16 protein-coding genes and 1 other RNA gene are annotated in these 24332 nt (G+C 30.9%); 12 read left to right on the top strand and 5 right to left on the bottom strand.

Translation table 11 applies throughout. From position 1 onward, the window contains the following. Positions 1–224 precede the first annotated feature (224 nt). Positions 225–4499, top strand: coding sequence for an AAA domain-containing protein (locus HYG85_RS09930; RefSeq protein WP_212693327.1), 4275 nt, complete (start codon positions 225–227; stop codon positions 4497–4499). After that, positions 4496–5569: a GNAT family N-acetyltransferase gene (locus HYG85_RS09925; RefSeq protein WP_212693326.1), complete on the top strand. Its 1074-nt coding sequence runs from the start codon at positions 4496–4498 to the stop codon at positions 5567–5569. Before HYG85_RS09930 ends, HYG85_RS09925 begins: the two co-directional genes overlap by 4 nt. 67 nt (positions 5570–5636) lie before the next feature. Here HYG85_RS09925 and HYG85_RS09920 read toward each other — a convergent pair whose 3' ends face one another. From HYG85_RS09920 to HYG85_RS09910, 3 genes are read right to left on the bottom strand one after another with little or no spacing between them, the layout of a single operon-like run. Beyond that, the gene (locus HYG85_RS09920; RefSeq protein ID WP_212693325.1) at positions 5637–6497 is read right to left on the bottom strand and encodes an AraC family transcriptional regulator; all 861 of its coding nucleotides are present in this window, start codon (positions 6495–6497) and stop codon (positions 5637–5639) included. Beyond that, entirely contained in the window at positions 6498–7190 is a 693-nt protein-coding gene (locus HYG85_RS09915; RefSeq protein ID WP_212693324.1) for an anaerobic ribonucleoside-triphosphate reductase activating protein, read from the bottom strand. Between the two features lie 21 nt (positions 7191–7211). Further along, positions 7212–7637 carry a DivIVA domain-containing protein gene (locus HYG85_RS09910; protein WP_212693323.1) on the bottom strand — a complete coding sequence of 142 codons (426 nt, stop codon included), beginning with the start codon at positions 7635–7637 and terminating at the stop codon, positions 7212–7214. Positions 7638–7806: 169 nt separating this feature from the next. Here HYG85_RS09910 and tadA point away from each other — a divergent pair, with 169 nt between their 5' ends. The 8 genes from tadA to HYG85_RS09870 all read left to right on the top strand — a co-directional run bounded on the left by tadA (position 7807) and on the right by HYG85_RS09870 (position 15517). Beyond that, a complete protein-coding gene (gene tadA, locus HYG85_RS09905; protein WP_276515029.1) occupies positions 7807–8274 on the top strand; it encodes a tRNA adenosine(34) deaminase TadA in 468 nt (155 codons plus the stop codon). A 74-nt stretch (positions 8275–8348) separates the two neighbouring features. Continuing rightward, complete coding sequence (locus HYG85_RS09900; protein ID WP_212693322.1) at positions 8349–9932, top strand: beta-N-acetylhexosaminidase; 1584 nt, start codon at positions 8349–8351, stop codon at positions 9930–9932. Positions 9933–10119: 187 nt separating this feature from the next. Then, positions 10120–10381, top strand: an RNA gene (ffs, locus tag HYG85_RS09895) — signal recognition particle sRNA large type. A 498-nt stretch (positions 10382–10879) separates the two neighbouring features. After that, complete coding sequence (gene dnaX / locus HYG85_RS09890) at positions 10880–12475, top strand: DNA polymerase III subunit gamma/tau (RefSeq protein ID WP_212693321.1); 1596 nt, start codon at positions 10880–10882, stop codon at positions 12473–12475. 89 nt (positions 12476–12564) lie between these two features. Then, a complete protein-coding gene (cobT, locus tag HYG85_RS09885) occupies positions 12565–13632 on the top strand; it encodes a nicotinate-nucleotide--dimethylbenzimidazole phosphoribosyltransferase (RefSeq protein ID WP_212693320.1) in 1068 nt (355 codons plus the stop codon). 364 nt (positions 13633–13996) lie between these two features. Further along, positions 13997–14341: a YbaB/EbfC family nucleoid-associated protein gene (locus tag HYG85_RS09880; protein WP_113672807.1), complete on the top strand. Its 345-nt coding sequence runs from the start codon at positions 13997–13999 to the stop codon at positions 14339–14341. Between the two features lie 12 nt (positions 14342–14353). Continuing rightward, positions 14354–14953, top strand: coding sequence for a recombination mediator RecR (gene recR, locus HYG85_RS09875; protein WP_113672806.1), 600 nt, complete (start codon positions 14354–14356; stop codon positions 14951–14953). A 186-nt stretch (positions 14954–15139) separates the two neighbouring features. Further along, positions 15140–15517 (top strand): BlaI/MecI/CopY family transcriptional regulator, encoded by a 378-nt coding sequence (locus HYG85_RS09870; RefSeq protein ID WP_113672805.1) that lies wholly within the window; start codon positions 15140–15142, stop codon positions 15515–15517. A 59-nt stretch (positions 15518–15576) separates the two neighbouring features. Here HYG85_RS09870 and HYG85_RS09865 read toward each other — a convergent pair whose 3' ends face one another. Together HYG85_RS09865 and HYG85_RS09860 are read right to left on the bottom strand one after the other, a co-directional pair. Then, the gene (locus tag HYG85_RS09865; RefSeq protein ID WP_212693319.1) at positions 15577–16164 is read right to left on the bottom strand and encodes a hypothetical protein; all 588 of its coding nucleotides are present in this window, start codon (positions 16162–16164) and stop codon (positions 15577–15579) included. An 11-nt stretch (positions 16165–16175) separates the two neighbouring features. Continuing rightward, positions 16176–17633, bottom strand: a complete 1458-nt coding sequence (locus HYG85_RS09860; RefSeq protein ID WP_212693318.1) for a M56 family metallopeptidase — start codon at positions 17631–17633, stop codon at positions 16176–16178. Positions 17634–18329: 696 nt separating this feature from the next. Between HYG85_RS09860 and HYG85_RS09855 the strand changes: the two genes are divergently transcribed. Beyond that, the gene (locus HYG85_RS09855; RefSeq protein WP_212693317.1) at positions 18330–20381 is read left to right on the top strand and encodes a LysM peptidoglycan-binding domain-containing protein; all 2052 of its coding nucleotides are present in this window, start codon (positions 18330–18332) and stop codon (positions 20379–20381) included. Positions 20382–20549: 168 nt separating this feature from the next. After that, on the top strand, positions 20550–23942 hold the full coding sequence (locus tag HYG85_RS09850) for a DUF6240 domain-containing protein (RefSeq protein WP_212693316.1): 3393 nt from the start codon (positions 20550–20552) through the stop codon (positions 23940–23942). The last annotated feature ends 390 nt before the right edge of the window (positions 23943–24332 follow it).

The raw sequence follows: 24332 nt of genomic DNA, 5'->3' as shown, positions 1-24332 counted from the left end.
TCATTAATAATGGTAAAAGCGATGGTAGCGATATTTGATACTATCGCTTTTTATTATTGAATTATATTTATGATAGCTGAAAACTATTCTCAGAAAACAAAAGAAGAGACATCTTGGGGATAAAAATATATAAAATATTTGTAATAAGCTATAATTTTGATATAATAAAACCATTAGTAAGCAGTAAATATCAATTTATCTACTTTAGCAGGGGGTAATATTCGGTGAAAGATATTCTAAAAACATATAAAGATAGGTTAATTAACCTAAGCGGAAGAAATAGAAGTCTGGTTCTTAAGAAAATACATAAAAAAAGATCATTCGATATATCAAGGTTGATTGAATTAGATAAAAACATAAATGAAGAACTTACCAATTTTTTGATAAACAGGGAAAAAGGAAAGAAAATAATCATTGACGACCCTTATAAGATAAGAAATGAGGATTTAAAAGCTTCAGAAAAGCAAATTGCCAATAATAGAAAACAGGAATTATTAGCTCTCGAAGAGACAATAAAAGAATTGAATGATGTATCTGAAGAAGAAAAACTAGTACTCACTAAAAGAAAACAAGAAATCAATGATAAATATGATATGGAATTAGTTGCTGACAAGAATAAGATAGACGATAAGATTGAAAAGATGATAGGTTACTCTAACAACATCAACTATTTGCTTAGAGAGATTGATGCAGTAGAAAAAGAAACAGGAAAATATGAATTATATCTAAGCTATCCATTTGTTGAGGGAAGATTCAATGACTCAACCTTCGTTAGAGCTCCTCTTTTTATGTTCCCTGTAAAACTAGAAAAAGTTAGTAATAAATGGCAGATTTCCAATATTATCGACCAAGAGATATTAATAAATAAGGTATTCATATTTGCCTATTGCAAATTCAATGAATCCAAGATAACAGAATTAGAGATGGAATTCTCATCACTAGAACAATTCTCAGATGATGCAATCTCTGGACTAATAAAATATCTTGGTGAGAATAAAATCAATATACAAGATACTAATAAAAGAGATATTGAAAGATTTGTTGATTACACTAATGCAAAGTTGCCTAGCTATGAAGCAGGAGAATTGATATTGAAAAACTATATGGTATTAGGACAATTTCCATTATCTAACTCCATATATACTGACTATCAATATCTAGAGCAGGAAGAATTATACAACGAAGTACTTGAACTGTTATTGATGAATAAAGAAGACGAAAATGTATCTGATGAAATTGTTGAAAAGTCAGATGAAAAAGCAAAGCAGTTATCAGAAAAAGAAGTCTACTTCTTATCTTCACTAGATAATAGTCAAGAGAATGCAGTATTAAGTACTAATGAAAAAAGCAATCTTGTTATATATGGACCACCAGGAACAGGTAAATCCCAAACCATAGCAAATATCATATGTGATTCTCTAGCCAAAGGGAAAAAAGTATTGATGGTATCTCAAAAAAGAGCTGCCCTAGATGTAATATATAATAGATTAGCGGATATTAATCAAAAGATTGCCCTAGTACATGATGCCAACAAGAATAAGAGGGATTTCTATAGAAAAGTATGTGAATGTATTAGTACAGAAGCAATGGATTTCGATAATTCCCTTAATCTCAAGATTGATGATGATGCATCTGCAATTGACGAAAAGATAAGCTATCTGACTAATATGGCAGAAATACTTCATGAAGAAAGAGAATACGGTATAACTCTTCATGACATGTATGTCTGCTCAGAAGCTATAACCTCAACAGAAGATATAAGATATGAAAGCTATAGGAGTTTTCGTAAGGACAACCCTTTTGAAAATTATAAATATCAAGAGCTAAGAGAAGCTATGGATGGTATAGAATCCAATGACATCATTGCGCAAACTTATATTAGCTACAAAGAAATGTGTAAAGAAAACCCTATGATTGATACTTTTGTAAGGAAACTGGATTTTATTGAAATACAAGAATTACAAGATATCATCATTAGGATTACTGATAAAATCAACAGTGAAATACCAAAAATAGAGCTGGAGAATTTAGAAAAAGTAGGGAGATTGTATGCTGAAAATGATTTTGGGGTAACTAAACAGCAAGTAATCAATCATGCTCATATGATAAATCAACAGGCTAATGGTCAGTTGATAGAGCAGAGTGAAGACAATAAATGGTGGAGTCCCAACCATTGGTTAAAACATAAAAGTAAAAAAGAAGAATATGAAAAGAATATGCTGACTTTTGAAGAGAAAAAGACTGATCTTGAGAAGTTATTCATTAGGTATGGCATAATAATCAATGAAGTAATAGCTATGTTAAAAGAATTGAAACCAGTAATAAGAGAAGATATGTTCAACTCGTTATGTGAAAAATTCGTACTGGAATTTGACATTATCAGTGACTTGGAAAAAATAAAAGATGCAGCTGATAATATAGAAGTATTTTATGGATTAAAAAACAGAATAGACAACTTGTCCAATCTTCAAGTAAAAATACTGGATTATGCTGTAAATGCAGTAAAAGACCATGATGATATTAATGAAGTACTAAGCAATATTATTCCTTTTACAACCTTAATACATATTAATGATATAGAAAAAACAAAAGAATACAACGATTTCTACCTTCATTTTTCAATGTACCAAGAGACTATCCAAGAAATTGATAATCTCATGAAGGAAAAGAATGGTCTTACAGCTGACCTGATAAAAAGCAAATGGAATGATAAGTTGCAGCTGTTTGTTGATACACCTCTTTTCAAAGAGTTCAAGAGACAAGCTGAGAAAAAACGTAAGACATGGCCAATCAGAAAATATGTCATTGAATTTAGTGAACTTTTATTGACTGTTTTTCCATGCTGGCTTCTCAGTCCAGAAACTGTTTCTGATATATTGCCTCTAAAAGAGGGTATGTTCGATATGATAATATTTGATGAAGCGTCTCAAATGTACGTTGAAAATGCAATACCGACTATATATAGAGGAAAACAAGTTGTAGTAACTGGGGATGATAAGCAGTTAAAACCAAGCTCTACATTCATGGCAAGATATGATGATTTTGACGAAGAATTAGCAACAATAGAAACTGCAGCAGCATTTGAAGAAGAAAGTCTTCTAGACCTTGCTAAGATTAATTATCCTTCAGTACACCTTAACTATCACTATCGTTCCAGATATGAGGAACTCATTAACTTTTCTAACTATGCTTTTTATGGTGGTAATCTTAATATATCCCCTAACATAGTTAACATAAGAGGCAGTAAGCCTTCTCCAATAGAAAGAATAAAAGTCGATGGTAAGTGGATAGAGAGGAAAAATAATGCAGAAGCAAGTAAAGTAGTGGACTTGGTAGATTCAATATTGAAAACAAGAAAAAATAATGAGACTATAGGGATTATAACATTCAACGTAACCCAAAAAGATCTAATCAGTGATTTATTGGATACCAGAGGAAACTATGACAAAGAATTCAAGAAGCTATATAACCATGAAAAGAATCGTAAAAACGGAAATGAAGATGTAAGTATATTCGTTAAAAATATTGAAAATGTCCAAGGGGATGAAAGAGATATAGTCATATTCTCAATAGGTTATGCTCCTAATGAATCTGACAGAGTATCTGTGAATTTCGGTGCTCTATCACAAGATGGGGGAGAGAATAGACTTAACGTTGCTATTAGCCGTGCTAAGGAAAAAATATATGTGATAACTTCTATTGAACCAGAAGAATTGAAAGTAGAAGGAACAAAGAATATCGGAGCAAAATTATTTAAAAACTATCTTCAGTATGCTAGAGAAGTGTCCTCCAAAGAAAATGCTGAAGCAGAAAATGTCCTAAGAGAGTTGGTATACACAAAAGACAGGGATAAAAAAGCAGATGATATGGATGATATCGCATCCAAGTTATATGTCAGATTAAAAGACAAAGGCTATCTTGTAGAGAAAAACGTAGGAGTCTCAGATTATAAAATCGACTTGGCAGTATATGACAAAGATAGTTCTAGATATTTACTTGGAATTGAATGTGACGGTTATTCTTATTATAACCAGCCTTCTACAAGAGAACGTGATATCCATAGAAAGAGATTCTTAGAATCAAGAGGTTGGAATCTATATAGGATATGGAGCTTAGATTGGTGGAAGGATTCTGAGAAGGTTGTCAATGATGTCATTGATAGAATTGAATTCATCAAAGGTGAAATGAAAGATAATGATAGTGAACAAGTTATAGTTGAAAATGATGAACAAAAAGAAGAAAATGTTGAATTGCAAGGAGACTTCCATCCAGATCAGACAGTATGGTTTGGAGACAGAGTATATGTACAAGATAATATGTCCAAGGAAGTATTTGAAATAGATATTGAGTCCAACCCATATAATAAAAACACCATGAACGATTTCAGCAAAGATCTATTACAGAGGGGAATAGAGGAAAGATTCGTGTATCAAGATTTTGAATATAAAATAGTGGGAATAGACAAGAAAAATGATAATACCAGGAGGGTTAATGGATGAACAATAATTTAGATAAAAGCTTTGAAAAGTGTACACCTAAGGACTATGAAGAATTGTTATTGGTTATTAATGAGGCATTTATGAAAGAAGAGGATAATTGGTTTGTTAAACATCTTCCTCATATTTTTCCAGAGGTAGAACATGCTACCAGTAGGGAGATTGCTAATAATAGAATTCTTAAGATAGACAACAAGATAGTAGGCTGTATAGGAATATACCCTCTAGAGTTAGAAACTGCATACCAAGGAAGTAAAGTAAATCTAACTGTTGGTGGGATTGGAACTGTATGCATATTGAAAGATTACAGGAACAAAGGATTAATGTCTTTTATGTTAAAAGAAACAATAAAGATGATGTATGATGAAGGTTATGATATCTCATGGTTGATTGGTGACAGACTTCGTTACAAGAATTATGGATGGGATTATAGTGGTAGAACATGTAAGTTTGAAATAGAGTACAGACAGTTAGTTAAATTGGTTGATGATACAGAGAAAGATATCCATTTAGCTACTATCCAAGATATACCTATGTTAAGCTCATTATATGATAACTATGAAAACAGAGCATCAAGGTCTACAGATAATTGGGAGATAAATCTGGAAAGATCCAATATTGCTATCAAATGCTGTAATGATGATAGTAGCAAAGGTTATATGATATATGAAAAAGAAAATCCTAAATGTATATTGGAGATACAAGGTGATAGTGAACATATAGAGAGCTTATTGATGAAGCATATGCTAGATAATGAGTTAAAACAGATTACAGTTTTACATCCTTATGAAAATAGTGAAGTTCTAAGCTGTCTTAATAGGTTGGCTAGTAATCTATCAATCAATCACTGCGACCAGATGAATATAATTAATCCTGAAAAATTATGGGACAAATTATATCCTATGATAAAAGAACAATGTGATAAGCAAAACATAGATATTGCTAATTACGAAGAAAATGATAAAAGGCAATTGCTTGAGAAAATATTTGCATTTGATTTCTTTGATAGAAAAGATGGGGATATAAGGTTGGAGCCTATTAATTGGTGGATGTCATGTATTGATAAAGTATAGAAAATTACTGAATATGAATTCTGTAAAGATAAAGAAGGGGGGCTGTTTAATTCTACAGCCCCCTTCTTTATTCTTCTGTATCCTGTAATATCTTCCTGAATTGAGAAGGACTTATTCCAACAAATTCCTTGAAAGCTTTGCTGAAATATAATGCATTCTTGAATCCAACCATGGTTCCGATATCCCCAATATTAAGATTCGATTCTACAAGCATTTTCTTTGCATTTTCCATACGTATTCGTAATAAATATTTTTGTGGTGAATAACCAGACACTTTTTTGAATTTTCGTATAAAATAATAGGGAGATAGATTACACTTATTCGCCAGTTCTTCTATTGTATGTTGATGGTGGTAACTCTCATTCAGATAATTCATGATTTTATGTAATTCAGATTCACTGGCATGGGTATTGCCATGACAATTCTTTTTACATCTAGAGATAGATGTTAACAATTCAACAAGGTATCCACTACATATTATGATATATGATTTGCTTTTTATTTGAAGTTCTTTTATTATATTCATAAATAGGTTATCAATAACTGGACAATCTTCAACATAATAGATTTTTTCGCAAATTAGATTTAGTTGCTGTAATACATCAGTAACTCCATAGCCAGTAAAATTAACCCAAAAGACTTCGTGATATACTTTATCCGAATAATATATTTCATGGGATATGTCAGGATCTATAATAATTACTTCACCTTTATTAATCTTATATGGAGTACGATTGATATTACATGATAGAACACCTTTTTTAACATAGATTAGATAATAATCTTTTCTTCCGCTAAATCTTCTCTGCCAAAAACTAGTATTATAAAACTTGTCATTACCACAACTGTTGACAATGAAAAATTGATCATCAGATATGTAACCTAAAGGTTCTTGATTATTCTCAGAATAACCAGAATTACTAACCATCTAATCAACTCCTCGAATAGATACTGATTCAAAATAAGGTTCAACATGATTTTTGAAATTCATTAATGTTTCATGACTATGAGCATGAAAACCTTGTTTTATTTGTTTATCACTTTCAACATACTGTTGAATAAAAAATCTCTTACTACCATTCAACCATTCACCAATACTAACTATATCGTGGGTAGTATGGAATTCTTTTATGACAGTGGTTCGAAATTCATAATCTATACCACAGGTTTTTATATAATCTACAGATTCTTCAATATCATTAATGTTGATTTTTCTATCAACTGTAAGAGCATATTTGTCCTTACTATTTTTTATATCCATGGCTATGTAATCTATTAAATCCTTTTCGTAAGCTGATTTGATTAAACTAGGATTGGTTCCATTGGTATCAAGCTTTATTTTTATTGGATATTCTTTGATTTTCTGTAGAAAACTAATTAAATCCGGTTGTAATGTTGGCTCTCCGCCACTTATGCATATGTAGTTAATTATACCACAACGTTTTTTGATATGAGCAAGTATACGCTTCTCAGTAATATTATCCATGTCCTTATGAGCAGTAACTAAATCCCCATTATGACAATAGGGACAATTAAAATTACATCCACCAGTAAATATAGTGGATGCAATATGACCAGGATAATCTAATAGAGTTGTTTTTGTAAACCCTTTTATATTCATATATAAACTCCTAATCTTTAATTAAACTGCAGAGTCAATTACATCTTCATTAGGTTCTTCATTTCCAGATTGACTTACTTCCAAAGATGTATATATGGAATCTAAACTTGTAAGTAATTTATTAAGTTCATTTTCATTAAAGGAGGCTTCAAATCTCTTAGTAAAGTTTGCATATTCCTCTTCGAATTGATAAATCTTTTCCTTTGACTTTTCAATCTTTTCTTTAATGTGTTCAAGTTTGTGTTTTGCATCCTCTTCAATCTGTATTGCTTGGTCCTTAGCTTGTTCAACTACATTTTTGGCAGAAACTTGTGCTTCAACTAGAGCTCTTGAAATAAATTCTTCCTTATCTTTGTAAGTTGCTAATTCTTTTTCTAATAGTTGTATGTATTCTTGTACTTCTTTAGGGTCGTAACCTTTTTTAACCGTATTGAATGAAGTAGACATAATAACCTCCCTAGAATTAACCTTATTTTATGTTAAAATATTATAATAAAATGTTAAATTATATTATTGTTTTAATCGCACTGTTATTTTATAATAATGGTAGCATTATCTAAGGGAAAATGCAAGAAAATGTTTCAATAAATCAGGCAGAAGAAATGTAGGTGAGAGTGTGCAAAATAATAAAGACATAGAATATATGAATGAAGCACTTGAACAAGCCAAAAAGGCATTTGATATAGATGAAGTTCCTATAGGTGCAATAATAGTTAAAAATGATGAAATAATAGCAAAAGCTTTTAATAGAAGAAACACGGATAAAAATACTCTGGCTCATGCAGAGATATTAGCTATAAATGAAGCTTCCAAGGTAGTAGGAGATTGGAGACTGGATGATTGCACAATGTATATAACATTGGAGCCTTGTCCTATGTGTGCTGGAGCTATAGTACAAGCTAGGATACCAAGAGTTGTATTAGCAGCCAATAACAAAAAAGCTGGATGCGCAGGGTCAATAATAAATTTATTGGAAGAGGAAAGATTCAATCATCAAGTCCATGTAACTAGAGAAGTACTGGAAGAGAAAAGTAGTAAGTTATTAAAAGATTTTTTTAGGGAACTTAGAGAGAAGAACAAATAATTTTTTATAGGACTACTTAATACATCTTAAGGACAGACCCGAATTTATAATAATATAGAAAGAAGGAATTAGAAATGAGTATTAATATTATACCAAAACCTAATCATATTATTTTAAAAGATGGGGTATTCAACCTTAACAAGTCTACCAAGATATGCTTTGAAGATGAGATCAAACCTGTTATAAGATTTTTAAAACAATATTTAAATGAAGCAAGTAATCTGGAGTTACAGGTTATAAATGAACCAGTAGAGAATAATGTAATAAGATTAAGTCTTAATAATGCTCTGGAGAATCTAGGTAAGGAAGGTTATAAGCTTAGTATCGCTCATAGTAGAATACAGATGGAAGCTATGACTCTTCAGGGTATGTTCTATGGGATACAGACTCTTAGGCAGATAATTAATGATTATCCTAATGAGTTGCCATGTGTAGAGATTGAAGATAAACCAAGGTATGAATATAGGGGTTACATGCTTGACGTGTGCAGACACTTTTTTGATAAAAAAGTTGTTAAGCGAATGATTGACCTAGCAGCTCTCCATAAACTGAATATATTCCATTGGCATTTGACAGAAGACCAAGGTTTTAGAGTGGAGATAGAAAAATATAAGAAGTTAACGGAGATTGGTTCTAAGAGAAAAGAGACTATAATAGGTGGTAAGTCAGATAATACGCCTCATGGAGGTTATTATACAGCTAGTGATATAAAAGAAATTGTAGATTATGCCAATGAAAGATATATAACTATCATACCAGAATTTGATATGCCAGGTCATTTCTTGGCTGTTTTAGCATCCTATCCAGAATTAAGTTGCAGTGGCAAACAATTAGAGGTAGGTACTAAATTTGGTGTTATAAAAGATATTGCTTGTGCAGGTAAGGAAAGTACTTATGAATTCATATTTGATGTTCTAGGAGAAATAATAGGGTTATTCCCAGGAGAACTAATACATATCGGTGGAGATGAGGTTCCAAAGGAACAATGGATAGAATGTCCTCATTGTCAAAACAAAATAAATGAAGAAAAACTTAAGAATGAAGAAGAGTTACAAGGCTATTTTACTAATAGGATAGCTAAGTTTCTTAAGGAGAGAAATAAAAGAGCTATAACATGGAACGATGCATTGAAATCAGGTAATCTTGATGAATCAGTAGTTGTGCAACATTGGTTGGATGGAGATAATCATAAGAATACTGTAAAGGCTATTAATGAGAACAGAAAAGTTATTATGTCTGATGTTCATCATGTTTATCTGGATTATCCATATGGTCTTACTCCTTTAAAGAAAACCTATGAGTATAAACTTGTTTCTGCGGGTATACAAAAGGATAAAGAAAAAAATATATTAGGAGTAGAAGCGCCTTTATGGACAGAATATGTCAAGGATCTTGATAGAATAGACTATTTGACATTTCCAAGATTGTCAGCTTTATCTGAATTAGGATGGACTGATGAAAAACACAAAAATTATGATGATTTTACTACTAGATTAAAATCACTTAATAAGTTATTAGATAAATTAGATGTTAATTATGCAACTAAATCTCAAGCAGATGTCAAGGGTTTAAAGGCAAAGATAGAAGTCTATAAGCATGTTAAACAAGTTGATAATCTATTGAGTGTAATACGTCAACTTTTTATCAACAACAAGTAATGGACCAAACATAAGATTAAAATTTGATGAATTATATAATATTCCAGTTGACATATGAGCAAAAAACATATATACTATTCGATACAATATAAAGTATAATATTAACCTATTAGTTTATACTTATATTATAAAAGTGAATTATCATATTAGGGTCTTATAGGATTTTAGTATGAATAATATAAAGTTTCCGTGCAGCCGGGGAGTTAGCGGTGCCCTATACCTGCAATCCGCTATAGCAGGGGTGTTGCCAATCGGAGGCATTTATTTTGTAAGGCTGCCCTTTAAAAGTGGCGATGATGATTGGGTCTTACGCAACAGGAATCTATGAACCGTGTCAGGTCTGGAAGGAAGCAGCACTAAGTAGAACCTCCTGTGTGCCGTAAGGTTGCCTGATTTGAGCTAACTATAGAGGTAACGCTTATGAATATTTGTCGATGTGCGGTGCACGGTTTAATTATGTAATTTATGAGGCTGACTAGTAATTATTAGTAGCCTTTTTTGAATATTAAAAAATTGTAGTACAAGTAAGTCGGAAAAAGTGTTTTGTTCTGACGTGGTATTTGCAAAAGAGTATATGTATATGTTACGCCAGCTACTTGCTCGTCCTGAGCTCAATAAATAATAAAGGACATCGAGTCCATTATTATTTCTGACAGTCCAGTAGGGCTGTCAGATTAAATGCTGGGTTCGGCGTCCTGCCTCACTACTCCACATATACATATACTCTTTTGCACGAAGCAATCTTCAATATAGATCACAAAAAACTTTTTCTTCTGTTAATGCAACTACTGAATATTTTATTATGTTCTATAAAATTTAGAGAATCCTAAATTGTGTATTTGTTTAACAAGTGTGTTTTTTGTGATATAATTTAATATAAGTGTGCAGGTTGTTAAAAAAGTATTGATGAGAAATAATCTCTTAGATGTATAGAAGGAAGTGTAAGCATGTCATATACGGCTCTTTATAGGAAATGGCGTCCAAAAGGTTTTGAGGGCGTGATGGGACAAGAACATATAGTTAAGACATTGAGCAATCAGATAATGGCAAATAGGATAGCACATGCCTATTTATTTTGTGGTACAAGGGGTACTGGTAAGACTTCTACTGCTAAAATATTTGCGAAGGCTGTCAATTGTGAGACACCTGTAGAGGGAAGCCCTTGTAATGAATGTTCAGTTTGTAGAACCATCAATGAGAATCGAAGTATGAATATTATTGAAATAGATGCGGCTTCTAATAATGGTGTAGATAATATTAGAGAGATCAGAGAAGAAGTAAAATATACACCTACAGAAGGTAAATACAAAGTATATATCATTGATGAGGTCCATATGCTTTCAACTGGGGCATTCAATGCGCTTTTAAAGACACTGGAAGAACCTCCAGAGCATGTTATATTCATACTCGCAACAACAGAACCTCACAAGATACCTGCAACAATTCTATCAAGGTGTCAAAGATATGATTTCAAGAGAATATCCATACAGACAATATCAGATACACTTAATTTCTATATGAATGAAGAACATATTGATATAGAGGAAAAAGCAATCAGATATATAGCAAAGGTAGCAGATGGTTCCATGCGTGATGCACTGAGTATACTTGATCAATGTATAGCTTTCTATCTAGGACAGGAAATAACCATAGAAAAAGTATTAGAAGTTCTTGGAGCAGTTGATACAAGCATTTTCATAAACATGATAGATGCGGTAAAAACCAAAGATGCCAAGAAATGCATGGAATTGACTGAATCCGTAATAATGCAGGGAAGAGATATTAATCAGTTCATTATGGATTTGATTAATCACTTGAGAAACATATTAGTCTTGAAATCGGTAAAAGACGGTATGCAGATATTGGATATGTCCAAGGAGAATATAGATGAAATTAAGGTTCAGGCAGATAGAATTACAGAGGATGAGTTGATATACTATATAAAAGTATTCTCTGAACTAGAAGTGAAGATTAAATATTCATCTAGAAAAAGAATTCTATTGGAAGTTGAACTAATGAAGTTATGTCAACCTTCTATGGATAATTCGGCAATGGGCTTATTAGAACGTATCAAGGATCTGGAAGAGAAAATGGAAAAAGGTGTACAGATTGTACAGACACAGAGTACAGTAACTTCCAAGGGACCAGAGGAAAAGAATGTGCCTAAGATGAAACCTCTATCCAAGGCTGTTCCAGAAGATATTAAGAAGGCAATTAAAAACTGGGATAAATTCGTAGGACATTTTAGTGGTATTGGAAAAGCATTGATTCGTGATGCAAAACCTACATATATGGATGACGGACTATTATATATTGTTTGTAAAGATGATGTAGGTAAGAAGTACTTATCCCAAGATGAGATCATGAGTAAAATAAATGATGCGTTGCAGTCTATAGGTAATAAACAATTTGATCTTAAGATAATAGATGCAGATGAATATAAGATGTTAAGTGGTGGTGCTTCCGCTGTTAAAGAGGAAAAAGTAGAAAACGATTATGGGGAAATTGTAGCAAAAGTTAATTTGAATGTTGAGATTGTTTAAAAACAATAAGTAAAATGGACATAATAAATAGGGCTATTTCACATTAAAGTGGGTTAATGAGTTAGCCTTTCTACGAGGAGTGATAGGTGATGGAACTAAAACAAATGATGGAGTCTATTAATACGTTGGATAAAAAAGCTCTTAATAAAGCTCAAATAAGGGTGAATAGTCTGGCAAAACCTTTGGGGAGTTTAGGAAAACTTGAAGATATAGCTATACAAATAGCCGGTATCACAGGGGATATTAATAATGTAATAAAAAAGAAATGTACCATTGTCATGTCTGCAGATAACGGTATTGTTGAAGAAGGTGTAAGTTCAACGCCTCAGAATGTGACAGCTTTGCAAACCATAAATATGTTAGACGGGTTAACGGGTATTAGTGTGTTGAGTAAACAAGCTGGTGCAGAAATTAGAGTCATTGACGTAGGAATAAAAGCAGATCTAGAACATCCAAGACTCATCCAAAAAAAGATAATGTATGGAACACATAATTTTGCAAAAGGTCCTGCAATGGATAGAGAACAAGCAATGGAAGCTATTAGTATTGGTATAGAAACCGTGAAGCAATTAGTAGACCAAGGCTATAACCTGTTAGGTACAGGGGAAATGGGTATAGGCAATACCAGTACAAGCAGTGCTGTTCTCATGTCACTTACAGGGTGCAATGAGGACATAGCTGTTGGTAAAGGAGGGGGATTAACAGATGAGGCTTTGGAGAATAAAAAAAGAGTTATTCGTGAAGCCGTTGACTATCATAAGCCTAATCCGAATGACCCTATAGATGTATTAACAAAAGTTGGTGGTTTGGATATAGCTGGTCTTGTAGGCTGTTATATTGGAGCGGCATATTATCGTGTACCAATTGTAATAGATGGGTTTATATCGGCGGCGGCAGCATTACTTGCCTATAAATTGAATCCAGTGGTGAAAGAATATATGATACCTTCCCATTACTCTCTAGAACCTGGATATAAGTCTATGATGGATACTATAGGATTAGTACCATATTTACATATGAACATGCGATTAGGAGAGGGAACAGGTTGTCCTTTGATGTTTAATATAATTGAATCAGCCCTTGCTATGATGAATAATATGATTACCTTTGAATCAGCAAAGATAGATACGGATTACTTGGTTGATATACGTGCATAAGCATTTGTCAATGAATTTTAGTTTGATATATATTATATAACTTCTTTTTAGCAATTTTTTATGGATTATGTTTAGTTTTTTGTGATATAATTTAATAGATGATTGTTATTGGATTGAATTTTAAATAAGATATAATTCCCAGTTTTAGATGGAGTGTTATATATATTGTCTATGTTGATGATGTTATTAAAAAGTACTTGTCATAAGACGCTTTTATTAGTAAAATATACATTGGATTAGAAATCGTTAATGAGAACTATGAAGAAATTACGTCAAAAGATAACTTTGATGTTAAGATTCTATAAATCAAAATAAGAAATTATCAATTATTATTGAATTATCAATTTAAGGAGGATTTTTCACTATGGCAAAAAGAGGCGGTTTTGGAGGCGGAATGCCTAATAATATGAACAATCTAATGAAACAAGCACAAAAGATGCAAAAGAAAATGCAGGAAATGCAAGAAGACCTGGATAATCAAGTGTTTGAAGCTTCAGCAGGTGGTGGAGCAGTAAAAGTAACAGTAACTGGTAAGAAAGAAGTTACAAAAGTAAGCATTAACCCTGAAGTAGTTGATGAAGACGATGTAGAGATGTTAGAAGATCTAATTCTAGCTGCTGTTAACGAAGCTATGCGTACAGCTGATGAGAAGGTTAACCAGCAAATGTCAAAAGTTACTGGTGGATTAAACATGCCAGGAATATTCTAGAAGGATGATATAATGGACTATTTTGGAAATCAAATAGGAAAGTTAATAGAAGAACTATCAAGATTACCTGGTATTGGAAGTAAGACAGCTCAGAGATTAGCTTTTCATATAATAAATATGCCAGCAGAACAAGCAGAAAGATTATCAAGTGCAATAGTTGATGCTAAGAAACATGTTAAGTACTGCAGCAAGTGTTGTACAATTACAGATGCAGAGTTATGTCCTATTTGTAGCAGTCCAAAAAGAGATTTAGATACTATAATGGTAGTAGAAGATTCTAGGGATATGGCTGCCTATGAAAGAACAAAACAATACAAAGGAGTATATCATATACTTCATGGAGCAATTTCTCCTATGATTGGAATAGGACCATCGGACCTCAAGATCAAAGAACTGTTGACAAGACTGTCTTCTGATACTGTTAAAGAAGTTATACTTGCTACCAACTCAACAGTTGAAGGAGAAGCTACTGCAATGTATCTAAGCAAATTAATAAAACCCTTACAGATAAAGGTATCTAGAATCGCTAATGGCGTTCCTATTGGTGGAGACTTGGAATATGTTGATGAAGTAACTTTATCAAGGGCATTAGAAGGAAGAATAGAATTATAATAATATGTTTATATATGAAAATCATAGTTAAAAATTGTTTTAATTATGATTTTTGTTTTTATTAATACCAAAGTACTACTTTCTATTACACTTAAAATCTTATATGATGAAGTTAGTTATTAATATGAAAATAGTGTATAATAGTAACATAACTTAGTAAGATAAAATTAAAAGGGATGATAAATAATGAAAACAGACAATAGAATATCCGACGCCGAATGGGAAGTAATGGAGATAGTATGGGATAATAAGAAGATAAGAGCATATGACATCATCAAAAAATTAGAGATGAAGACTTCTTGGAGTGACAAGACAGTAAGGACTCTAATAAGAAGATTAGTGGATAAAAATGTATTAGGCGTTGAAAAGGAAAAATTCAATATGTACTATCCTCTATTATCAAAAGAGGAATGTGTCAAAGAAGCAACTAATAAATTTATCAATAAAGTATACAAAGGTTCAATAGGACTTTTAGTATCTAATTTCGTTAAGAACAATAAGCTGACACAGAAGGATATAGATGTATTGAAAGATCTACTCAATGAGGATGAAAATAAAAAATAAAACCCTATTTACGAGTTTTATTCTGCTTTATAATGTTATTCAAAATAAGGAAATGTTTATTAACTTATTATTGATAGGTAATTATGGAAGAAACGGGTATCATTACCATTTTTCATGAATAAAAAGGAACCTAAATCAGACGCGTATTGAATGTATATTGAATTACCTTGTGCTTCTTTTGGAATTAGTTGTTTGGTGGATACTCTTTTATCTAAACCTACCCATTTTTTATTATAAAATAGAATTGGTTCATTATCGGGATCATCATCTTTATAATAATACATTCTAATAATATATTTATTGTTGGAAACCCATTCACTAGTTTTTTGCAGTTTTGATTCAAACTCAATATGTACGTTATCTTTATTTTTTAACAATGCATGGTTGCTTGGAATTTTTATGGTTACATAGAAATTTTTATAATTAGCATCAGTATACATTCCAGTAGATATAGTACTCTTGGTTATTAAAGCATTATAAGAATCAACTACAAAGGGAGTTATATTTTCAAATAGATTATCACCTGATCTTTGATCCAATGGATTATCCTCATATTGTATGTGTATATCTTTTACCACGAAAATGTAAAATAATACGGATGCGTTTAAAAACAATAATATAATTAAAACCTTTTTCCTTAATCTCATCTTATTCCACCTTAATATAAAGTTATACTATACACTTTCTCATTATTCGAGTTAATGAGTATCATTACGTTACAGTCTGCGCCTTCATAAAAATATTTATGAAATGAATTGGTAAAATCTTTATTTATCAGTTTCATATTATTAACTTGGGCTATTTCAAGTGCTTTGGATTTAGACATACCCTGTTTTATATCCTTATATCCAGTAGTTGTTATTTCCAGTGTTTTTCTGGATGAACCATTTCCGTCAGTACCATCAAACCAAAATTGTACTTTTTCTCCAAGCACATTATAATAAACAATATAGTAAGGAATATCATTGGTCTTCAATAAAAAAGTATGTACAGGCTGAATACCATAACTTACGCAAACATCGTGTTCAGATACTTGTAAGTAAGTATATAAATCTTGTTTATGATAAGTAATTGAAGGTCTTGTACAAGTATCGTCATTAAGTCCTAGCAAGGCGATTATTAATATTATAATTGATGAAAAAATAATTACAGGTTTACTTTTTTGGTTAAAATTATTTATCTGAAGTATTCGTGCATTAGCTTCTGAACGATCATTTATAAGGGCTTTAGCTACAAGAGTGTTATTGATTTTTGTTGAAATAGTAAACTCCAGCATCTGTATCAGAGTAAGTCCGTAAGTTTTATGTTCATGTCTACCTAGATATTTCAATACGCTTTCATCACATGCCAATTCACAATCTTTTTTACTTCTAAAGAATACATACCACACTAAAGGATTAAACCAATGTAAGATACATACCAGCATACCTAAGATATTAAATAATACATCATATCTTTTTATATGAACCATTTCGTGAAGAAATATGAATTTTAACTCATTGTAGTCTAAACTAGTAATGATATTTTGTGGTACAATTATTTTGGGAAACATGATTCCATAAGTCATAGGTGAAGATATATTTGAAGAAACATATAGTTTAATATTTTTCTTTGTATTTATCTGAGACTTGCATTCTTTCATAATATTTAGCATATTTTCGTTGGCACATAAATTGGAATTTTTGAAAAGCATTGTTATGTTTATATTGATATAAATAAAAATCAACAAGAAAAATAGAATGCCTATTATCCATATGATTGCAAACAGATGTTTCCAATTCATGGAAAAAGCACTATTAACAAATGAGTCTACAGGTATGTTATCTCCAATAAACTCAAAGTTATCATAAGAAGTACCTAATCTACCTAACAAAACATTACCTTTATCAAAGCTTAATCTTTTGACTATTCCTAAGTTATAAAGAGATAATACATTTTCAAGAGGGCTGGTGGGTATCAGTAATCTAACTATAAGTACTGACCATAGAGTATAGACCCATCTAGATGTAAAGTTTCTCTTGAATATATGTTGCAGTGTTAGAATAATGAGAATAAGAATAATACCTTTGATTGAGGTTATCATACATACATTAAATAAATAATCTAGATTCAGCATACTAATCACCAATATATATTATATAAGAAATAGCTGAAGAATCAATAGGTTTGGAATAAATTGTTATAAAAATATGTATAAGGTATTCAAGTAAGTCAGAAAAAGAGTTTTGTTCTGACTTGGTTTTTGCAAAATAGTATATGTATATGTTACGCCAGCTACTTGCTCGTCCTGAGTTCAACAAATAATAATGGACATCGAGTCCATTATTATTTCTGACAGTCCAGTAGGGCTGTCAGATTAAAAGCTGGGTTCGGCGTCCTGCCTCACTACTTCACATATACATATACTATTTTGCTAAGAATACCCTTCAATATCATCACAAAACTCTTTTTCTTCTGAGTGAGCTGACTATTGGCTATTAATAGATATAATTTAAAACAGTATTTACATCTTTAACTATTTATGGTAGTATTTATAGGTAACTGAACATTTATTAAAGTCATAGTGACTACAAATGTAAGATGAATTCATTAAAAATAGATATTTGCTTTAATAATAATTTAGAAATCAATCTACCCAATAATTAATAAAAGATAGGATTCAGTATATCCATGGTTATTACAAATGTAATCACTTTTAAACAACAATAGCAAAATTTTGTTTTAGAATAAGAAATTTATTAATTGATATATTGTGATTAGTATAACTTCTTATTTTAAAATGTTATTTATAATTATCTAGAGGAGGAAATTTATGAAAAAGACTAAAAAAGTAATCAAGAAATCAGTTTCAGTAATGTTATTAACGACTCTATTACTATCTCAAAGTGTATCAGTACATGCTGGATTTTGGGATAAAGTAAAGGATACAGTAAAAGATACTGTAGAGGATGTAAAAGATACGGTAGAGGATACTGTAGATGATGCAAAGGATTGGACAGAAAACGCAATAGACGATGCAACAGACTGGACAGAGAACGCAGTAGATGATGCGACAGACTGGACAGAGAATGCAATAGATGATGCGACAGACTGGACAGAGAACGCAATAGATGATGCGACAGACTGGACAGAAAACGCAATAGATGATGCAACTGATTGGACAAAGAATGCAATATATGATGTATCAGAATTTATGGATGACGTATTAAAGGACAATCCTGAATTGAGTGAGCTTGATTTATTACCAGTATTGAATATGGATGTAACTACAGCAACAAATGTACTTACTTCAGAAACTGGGACTTTTACATACGGAGATAATGTTAAAGAAAAGAAATTACCATTTGAAGCAGAAAAGAATCTTAAGAAGGCTTTAAAAGATATAGGTCTTACTGAATATTGGAGTAAATTTGTAATCACAGAGGTTTCTGAAACATCAGGAGATATTAATATAGGTGAATATGTAGCTAATCTACTTCCTTATTCATTTATCTATGGGGATAAAGTAGCAGATGCTATCAATGATGAATTAAAAGAGTATACATTAGTTGATATAGACCCTTACAAAGATGGTATTGTACCAAGTGATACAGTGGATGGAATGAATTTTACATACACTATCAAAGGTGACAAAGCTAATCTACAAGGAAATTACATGTTAGTAATAACTGGACTAAAATATGGTGTTAGAGATGATTTTACTGTTACATTAAAACTTGGAGATAAAGAAATTCCTACAGAAAAAAGAGCTCTTAATAAAGAAGAAGTGGCATTTGTAGCTACTATCAACAATACAGATGCTAATGAACTTAAAGTAATTTATAAAAATGAATTTGAGAAACCAGCAGATATTGCTTTTGAGATTGCAGATGGAATACAAGATGGAATAAATTCATTAGTACCATTTGGAGATCCAATAAGTAATAGTTTTAGAGATAAGATAAAAGATAGCATCAATGATATTGTATTCTATATGGAAGATACAAAAAAAGATAAGAATGGTAATACAAAAACAAATAAAGACGGTTCAGAGAAAAAAGAAGTTAATGAAGTATCAATTAATGATGTTTTGGGTGATGGTGATGTTGGAGTAATTATCACTGATATGATTTATAAAATACCTGGACTAGGCAGTATTCTAAAGCCTATTTTGAAAATATCAGGTGGAGATGATAAGTTAGCTGAAATAATCAGAGATGCTATTGGTCAAGCTGAAGTTAAATCTTTTGCTAATCTGAAGGATGGAAAGATATATATCAAAACTTTTGATACTGTTGAAGCAATGGAAACAGAGATTCAAAACAGTACTTCAAAGTCAAATGTTGATTTACAAGATTATAAAAAAGAAGATACAGAGAATGTTGAAGTAGATGAAGGTATTGTTGATACTTTACCTCAAGATAATGAAGCTGATGAAAATACAGATGCTGATAATACAGGTTCAGATAAAGTTGAAGATGCAGATATGGAAACAGAACAACCTGTTGAAGAAAAGGTAATGCCGACTTCTCTTGTAATCAAGCAATATGACACAGTAGGTAATATCTCATTAAGATATTATGGAGATTATTCAATGAAACAAGCAATCTATAATGCTAATAAAGATTACTTCAAAAAAACAGGAAATAAACTGAATGTTGGTGACACATTAGTTCTTCCAGAACCAGCAAAATGCTTACCACCTATTGAAGACGAAGATACAAAAGTATATGTAGTCAAAGTAGGAGATACTTTAGCTAAGATAGCTAAACAATTCTACAAAGATGCCAGTGCTTTCGATAAGATAGTTGAAGCTAACCAAGATGTAATAAAGGATGTTAATAAAATATACGAAGGACAGGTATTAGCAATACCAGTAAAATAGTATTTCAGTACATTGCCATTAGGAGACAGAGAAATCTGTCTCTTTTACTTTTTTATATGAAAGTACAATTTTTTAAGCATATGAAATAGAATTTTTTTATCTCATTATTTGAGGATAAATGCCGATATATAAAATAACTATTGAATCAAAAACGGAGTTGATTAGGTTATGAATACTATATGGGATGTAACAAGTACTACCTTCAATATTGACGATTCTACCAAGAAAATGAACTATAATAAAGATAATGTTACAGGACTTGTGAAGGATAAAAATGAAGCTGGTACATTGATAGAAGTTATGGGTAGAGATATTATGGTTCCTAATAATATTGAGATAAAAGAAGATGTAGGTGAAACATGCAGCTTTCAGATAGAAGAAGCTAAAGGAGATAAGATTAGTTTGAAATATATTTCAAAAGAAAAAGAAATAACAAGAAGAAACAATAAAATGTCATCTTTTAGAGATATATGGAACAAAAATACGCCTATGAGCAAAGAAATGATGGATATAATCACATCCATGAAAAATAAAGATAAAAGTACCATAGATGAATACAAAGATATAATAAATAGTACTAAAAAACAACTAGAGATACTTCTATCAAAAGTTACTGATGATGATATAAAAGATATTATCAACAAAAGCTACAATCCGGAAAAAATGACTATAGATCTATTTGAAAAAATAGTATCCAAGAATAAATTGGCAGTTAAGAAAGATGATACAGAAAAAATAAAAAAAGAGGTTAATAAAGAAATTGAAAGATACGCCAAGATTTTTGGAAGCAAAGAAGAAATAAAATCAATAATAAATAAGCTAAAAGAAAAAAATCTTCCTGTTAATGAACACAATATAATGAAACTAAGAAGTGCACTCAATAAGTATGATGCCATCAAACAATTAAAAGAAGAAGCCATATTGAATGTCCTTAAAAACAATATAGAAATGACAGTTGAAAAGCTGTATGAGGCGAAATATACTAGCGGAAAATCTAATAGTGCTAATAGTTCATATGGTAATAACTCTAATAATCAAAGTGCACCTATTACAAATGATGAGTTAAAAGAATTAGAACCACAGATAAAAAATATACTTAAGAATAATGATATTGACCCTAATGAGAAAACTATTAAGGCTGCTAAAACCTTAATTCAAAATAATGTAGAAATAGATAAGGCGAATATAGAGAAATATCTATACCTAAAGGATATTGAAAATAATATTAAACCAGAACAGATTATAGATAAAGCTGTTGATAACATTATTAACAACAAGAAAATAGATGACATTGAATTGACCAACAATATAACCCAGCACAATAAGGTCATAAAAAATGATAAATCAGATAGATTAAAGGCTAAAAAAACCATAGACAATCTACCTAACATAAAAGATGAACATCTTAAGAAACTTATAATCAAGGGTAAAACAATTAACCTAGACAATCTAGAAAAAGAATATGAAGATAAGCCCATAAGTGAAGAAAGAGAAACTAACTTATCCGAAAATCAACAAGATAAATATATAACAGCAAAGAGACAGATTGAAGAGATTAGATTGAAGATGACCATAGAATCAGCCAACAGGATGCTTGATAATGGAATAAAAATTGATACAGCACCACTGAACCAACTTGTTGAAGAGCTTAAACAACTAGAAAGAGCTGACATAAAAAATGAACTGTCATCAGTAGGAGCTAAACCAACAGATTCTAATATTGATAAGATGAACAAAGTATTAGAGACAGTTGAGAAAGCAAGAAATACATCTACCAACATATTAGGACAAGTAATGAAAAAAGCAGTAGACTTTACGCTGAAAGCCATAACAAGCGATACCAATGATGTTACCAATAAGAGTAATATGCTACAGGAAATGTATGATAAATTGGGAACTAAGCCAAGAGCAGATCTGGGAGATAATATTAAAAAGACTTTTAATCAGTTAGAGAATATTCTAAAAGAGTTAAATATAGATATTAATACTGATAATATAAGGGCTGCTAAAATCTTGGTCCACAATGAAATGGAAATCTCAGAAAGTAATATTAATAATATAAAGCTTCTGGATCAACAAGTAAACATTGTGTTGAACAGACTTCATCCTAACATAGTTGCACATATGATAAAAGATAATCTGTCACCAGTAGAAATGAATATTAATGAAGTTATAGATTATATGCACAATTTTGATGAGCTAATAGGAGAAGACCTGACAGATAAAATTGCAGCATTCATAAATGAAATGGATAAAGACAATACTCTATCTGAAAAAGAGAGAAAAAGTATGATAGGTATATATAGAATGCTTCATACCATATCCAAATCAGAAGGAAGAGCAGTAGGATTCCTGGTAAAAAAAGATATGAAACTATCTCTCAACAACCTTATGGAAGCAGCAAAATATCTAAGAAAAACTGGTGGAAAACGTACAGATATCAATGTGAACATAGATGACAATTTTGGTGCATTAGAGAACTTGAAATATGATAGTGAATCCATTAGAAACCAAATACAAGAAGCATTTGAGAAAGCTGGTTTTGAGGTTAATAAAAGCAATATAAAGCTTATGGAAAGTATAGAAGAGTTTCAACTACAGATAACCAAAGATAATATAATTGATATGCAGTATCTTGAAAATAACATTAAAGAATTAATCAGAAAATCTTCTCCTGATAATCTAAAAAAATTATTAGAAAAAGATGGAATAATGGATAAACCCATTGAAGAAATATTAAATATGATAGATGAAAATGAAATACAAGAATTGGATACCCATAGAATAAGAGAACAGCTTAACCAAGTGAAGAATACATCCTCAGAATCAATTAAATTCTTACAAAAACTACAATTACCTGTTAACCTTAAAAATCTAACTACAATAAGTAATCTAATGCAGGATAACAATGAATTGAGTAATAAGCTGAAACACCTTATGGGAGAATTCAATGATACAGATATTAATAAGGAGATAACTAATACTTTTGGTGAAATACTTAATCGCCTTGCGGGTGGAGAAGAAATATCAAATATCTACAATGAAATACAAGAAGAATTAAAAGAGATCAAAGGAAAGTCATTTGAACTTAATCAAAATAAAAGACCTAATATAACTAATGATCTCACAGAGATAAATCGAATATTAGATATGAACAAAGAGATGGAAGACAAAGAAGATTATGTTCAAATACCTATTTTACTCAATGGAGAAATGACTCAACTTAATATATATTACATAGACAAAGACAAAACTGTTGATGAAAATTCAATGAAAGTGTTGTTATCTCTTAAAACCAAAAATCTTGGAATAGTCAATTCAATAGTAAAAATGAATGATAAAGATATTGAAATCGATATATCATCTACTAAGGTTAACGAGACAAAATATTTGATGGAATATAGTAAAGAACTAAAGTCGATGATAGAAGATATGGGTTATAATGTATCTTCAATTAAATATGATAATCCACAGATTGAAACACCACTGGATGTTAAACAGCAAGTGAATAACAATACATCCAATGATAATAAGATGGGTAATTTTGAAATGCTTATATAATAGTTTTACAAGAGGTATTAGGTAGTTAATGTTCAAAAAGGAGTGTTTATTATAGAAGATACAGGTGTGAATGAAAATAATAAGCAACAAGCTAAAAGTGACATTTATATATTGGCTAAGAAGCTAGCAGAATTTATAGGTAATTTAGATGAAAACAGGAATCATAGCAATGATGAATAATGCCTAAGGGTTTTATCGGGGTATGCCTAAATAAATTTTGAAATAAGTCGATAAAATATATGTAGTCTAGATAGATACAATAAAACAAAGGGCAGAGTTAATTATATAAAGTGTAGTAAATATAAATATTATATTAATTATTATAAGTAACAACAAGTAATAATAAGAACCATAAAAACTTTAGAAAAATGGAAAGTAGGACTTTCTTAT

The organism is Vallitalea guaymasensis, from assembly GCF_018141425.1.
GTDB lineage: Bacteria > Bacillota > Clostridia > Lachnospirales > Vallitaleaceae > Vallitalea > Vallitalea guaymasensis.
The sequence above is the reverse complement of the archived record's forward strand: the minus strand, read 5'-3'. Positions and strand labels throughout refer to the sequence as shown.

Coding starts and splice junctions, on each gene's coding strand:
- HYG85_RS09925 (WP_212693326.1), top strand. CDS start 4,496: ATGAACAATAATTTAGATAAAAGCTTTGAAAAGTGTACACCTAAGGAC.
- HYG85_RS09920 (WP_212693325.1), bottom strand. CDS start 6,497: ATGGTTAGTAATTCTGGTTATTCTGAGAATAATCAAGAACCTTTAGGT.
- HYG85_RS09915 (WP_212693324.1), bottom strand. CDS start 7,190: ATGAATATAAAAGGGTTTACAAAAACAACTCTATTAGATTATCCTGGT.
- HYG85_RS09910 (WP_212693323.1), bottom strand. CDS start 7,637: ATGTCTACTTCATTCAATACGGTTAAAAAAGGTTACGACCCTAAAGAA.
- HYG85_RS09900 (WP_212693322.1), top strand. CDS start 8,349: ATGAGTATTAATATTATACCAAAACCTAATCATATTATTTTAAAAGAT.
- dnaX (WP_212693321.1), top strand. CDS start 10,880: ATGTCATATACGGCTCTTTATAGGAAATGGCGTCCAAAAGGTTTTGAG.
- cobT (WP_212693320.1), top strand. CDS start 12,565: ATGGAACTAAAACAAATGATGGAGTCTATTAATACGTTGGATAAAAAA.
- HYG85_RS09880 (WP_113672807.1), top strand. CDS start 13,997: ATGGCAAAAAGAGGCGGTTTTGGAGGCGGAATGCCTAATAATATGAAC.
- recR (WP_113672806.1), top strand. CDS start 14,354: ATGGACTATTTTGGAAATCAAATAGGAAAGTTAATAGAAGAACTATCA.
- HYG85_RS09870 (WP_113672805.1), top strand. CDS start 15,140: ATGAAAACAGACAATAGAATATCCGACGCCGAATGGGAAGTAATGGAG.
- HYG85_RS09865 (WP_212693319.1), bottom strand. CDS start 16,164: ATGAGATTAAGGAAAAAGGTTTTAATTATATTATTGTTTTTAAACGCA.
- HYG85_RS09860 (WP_212693318.1), bottom strand. CDS start 17,633: ATGCTGAATCTAGATTATTTATTTAATGTATGTATGATAACCTCAATC.
- HYG85_RS09855 (WP_212693317.1), top strand. CDS start 18,330: ATGAAAAAGACTAAAAAAGTAATCAAGAAATCAGTTTCAGTAATGTTA.
- HYG85_RS09850 (WP_212693316.1), top strand. CDS start 20,550: ATGAATACTATATGGGATGTAACAAGTACTACCTTCAATATTGACGAT.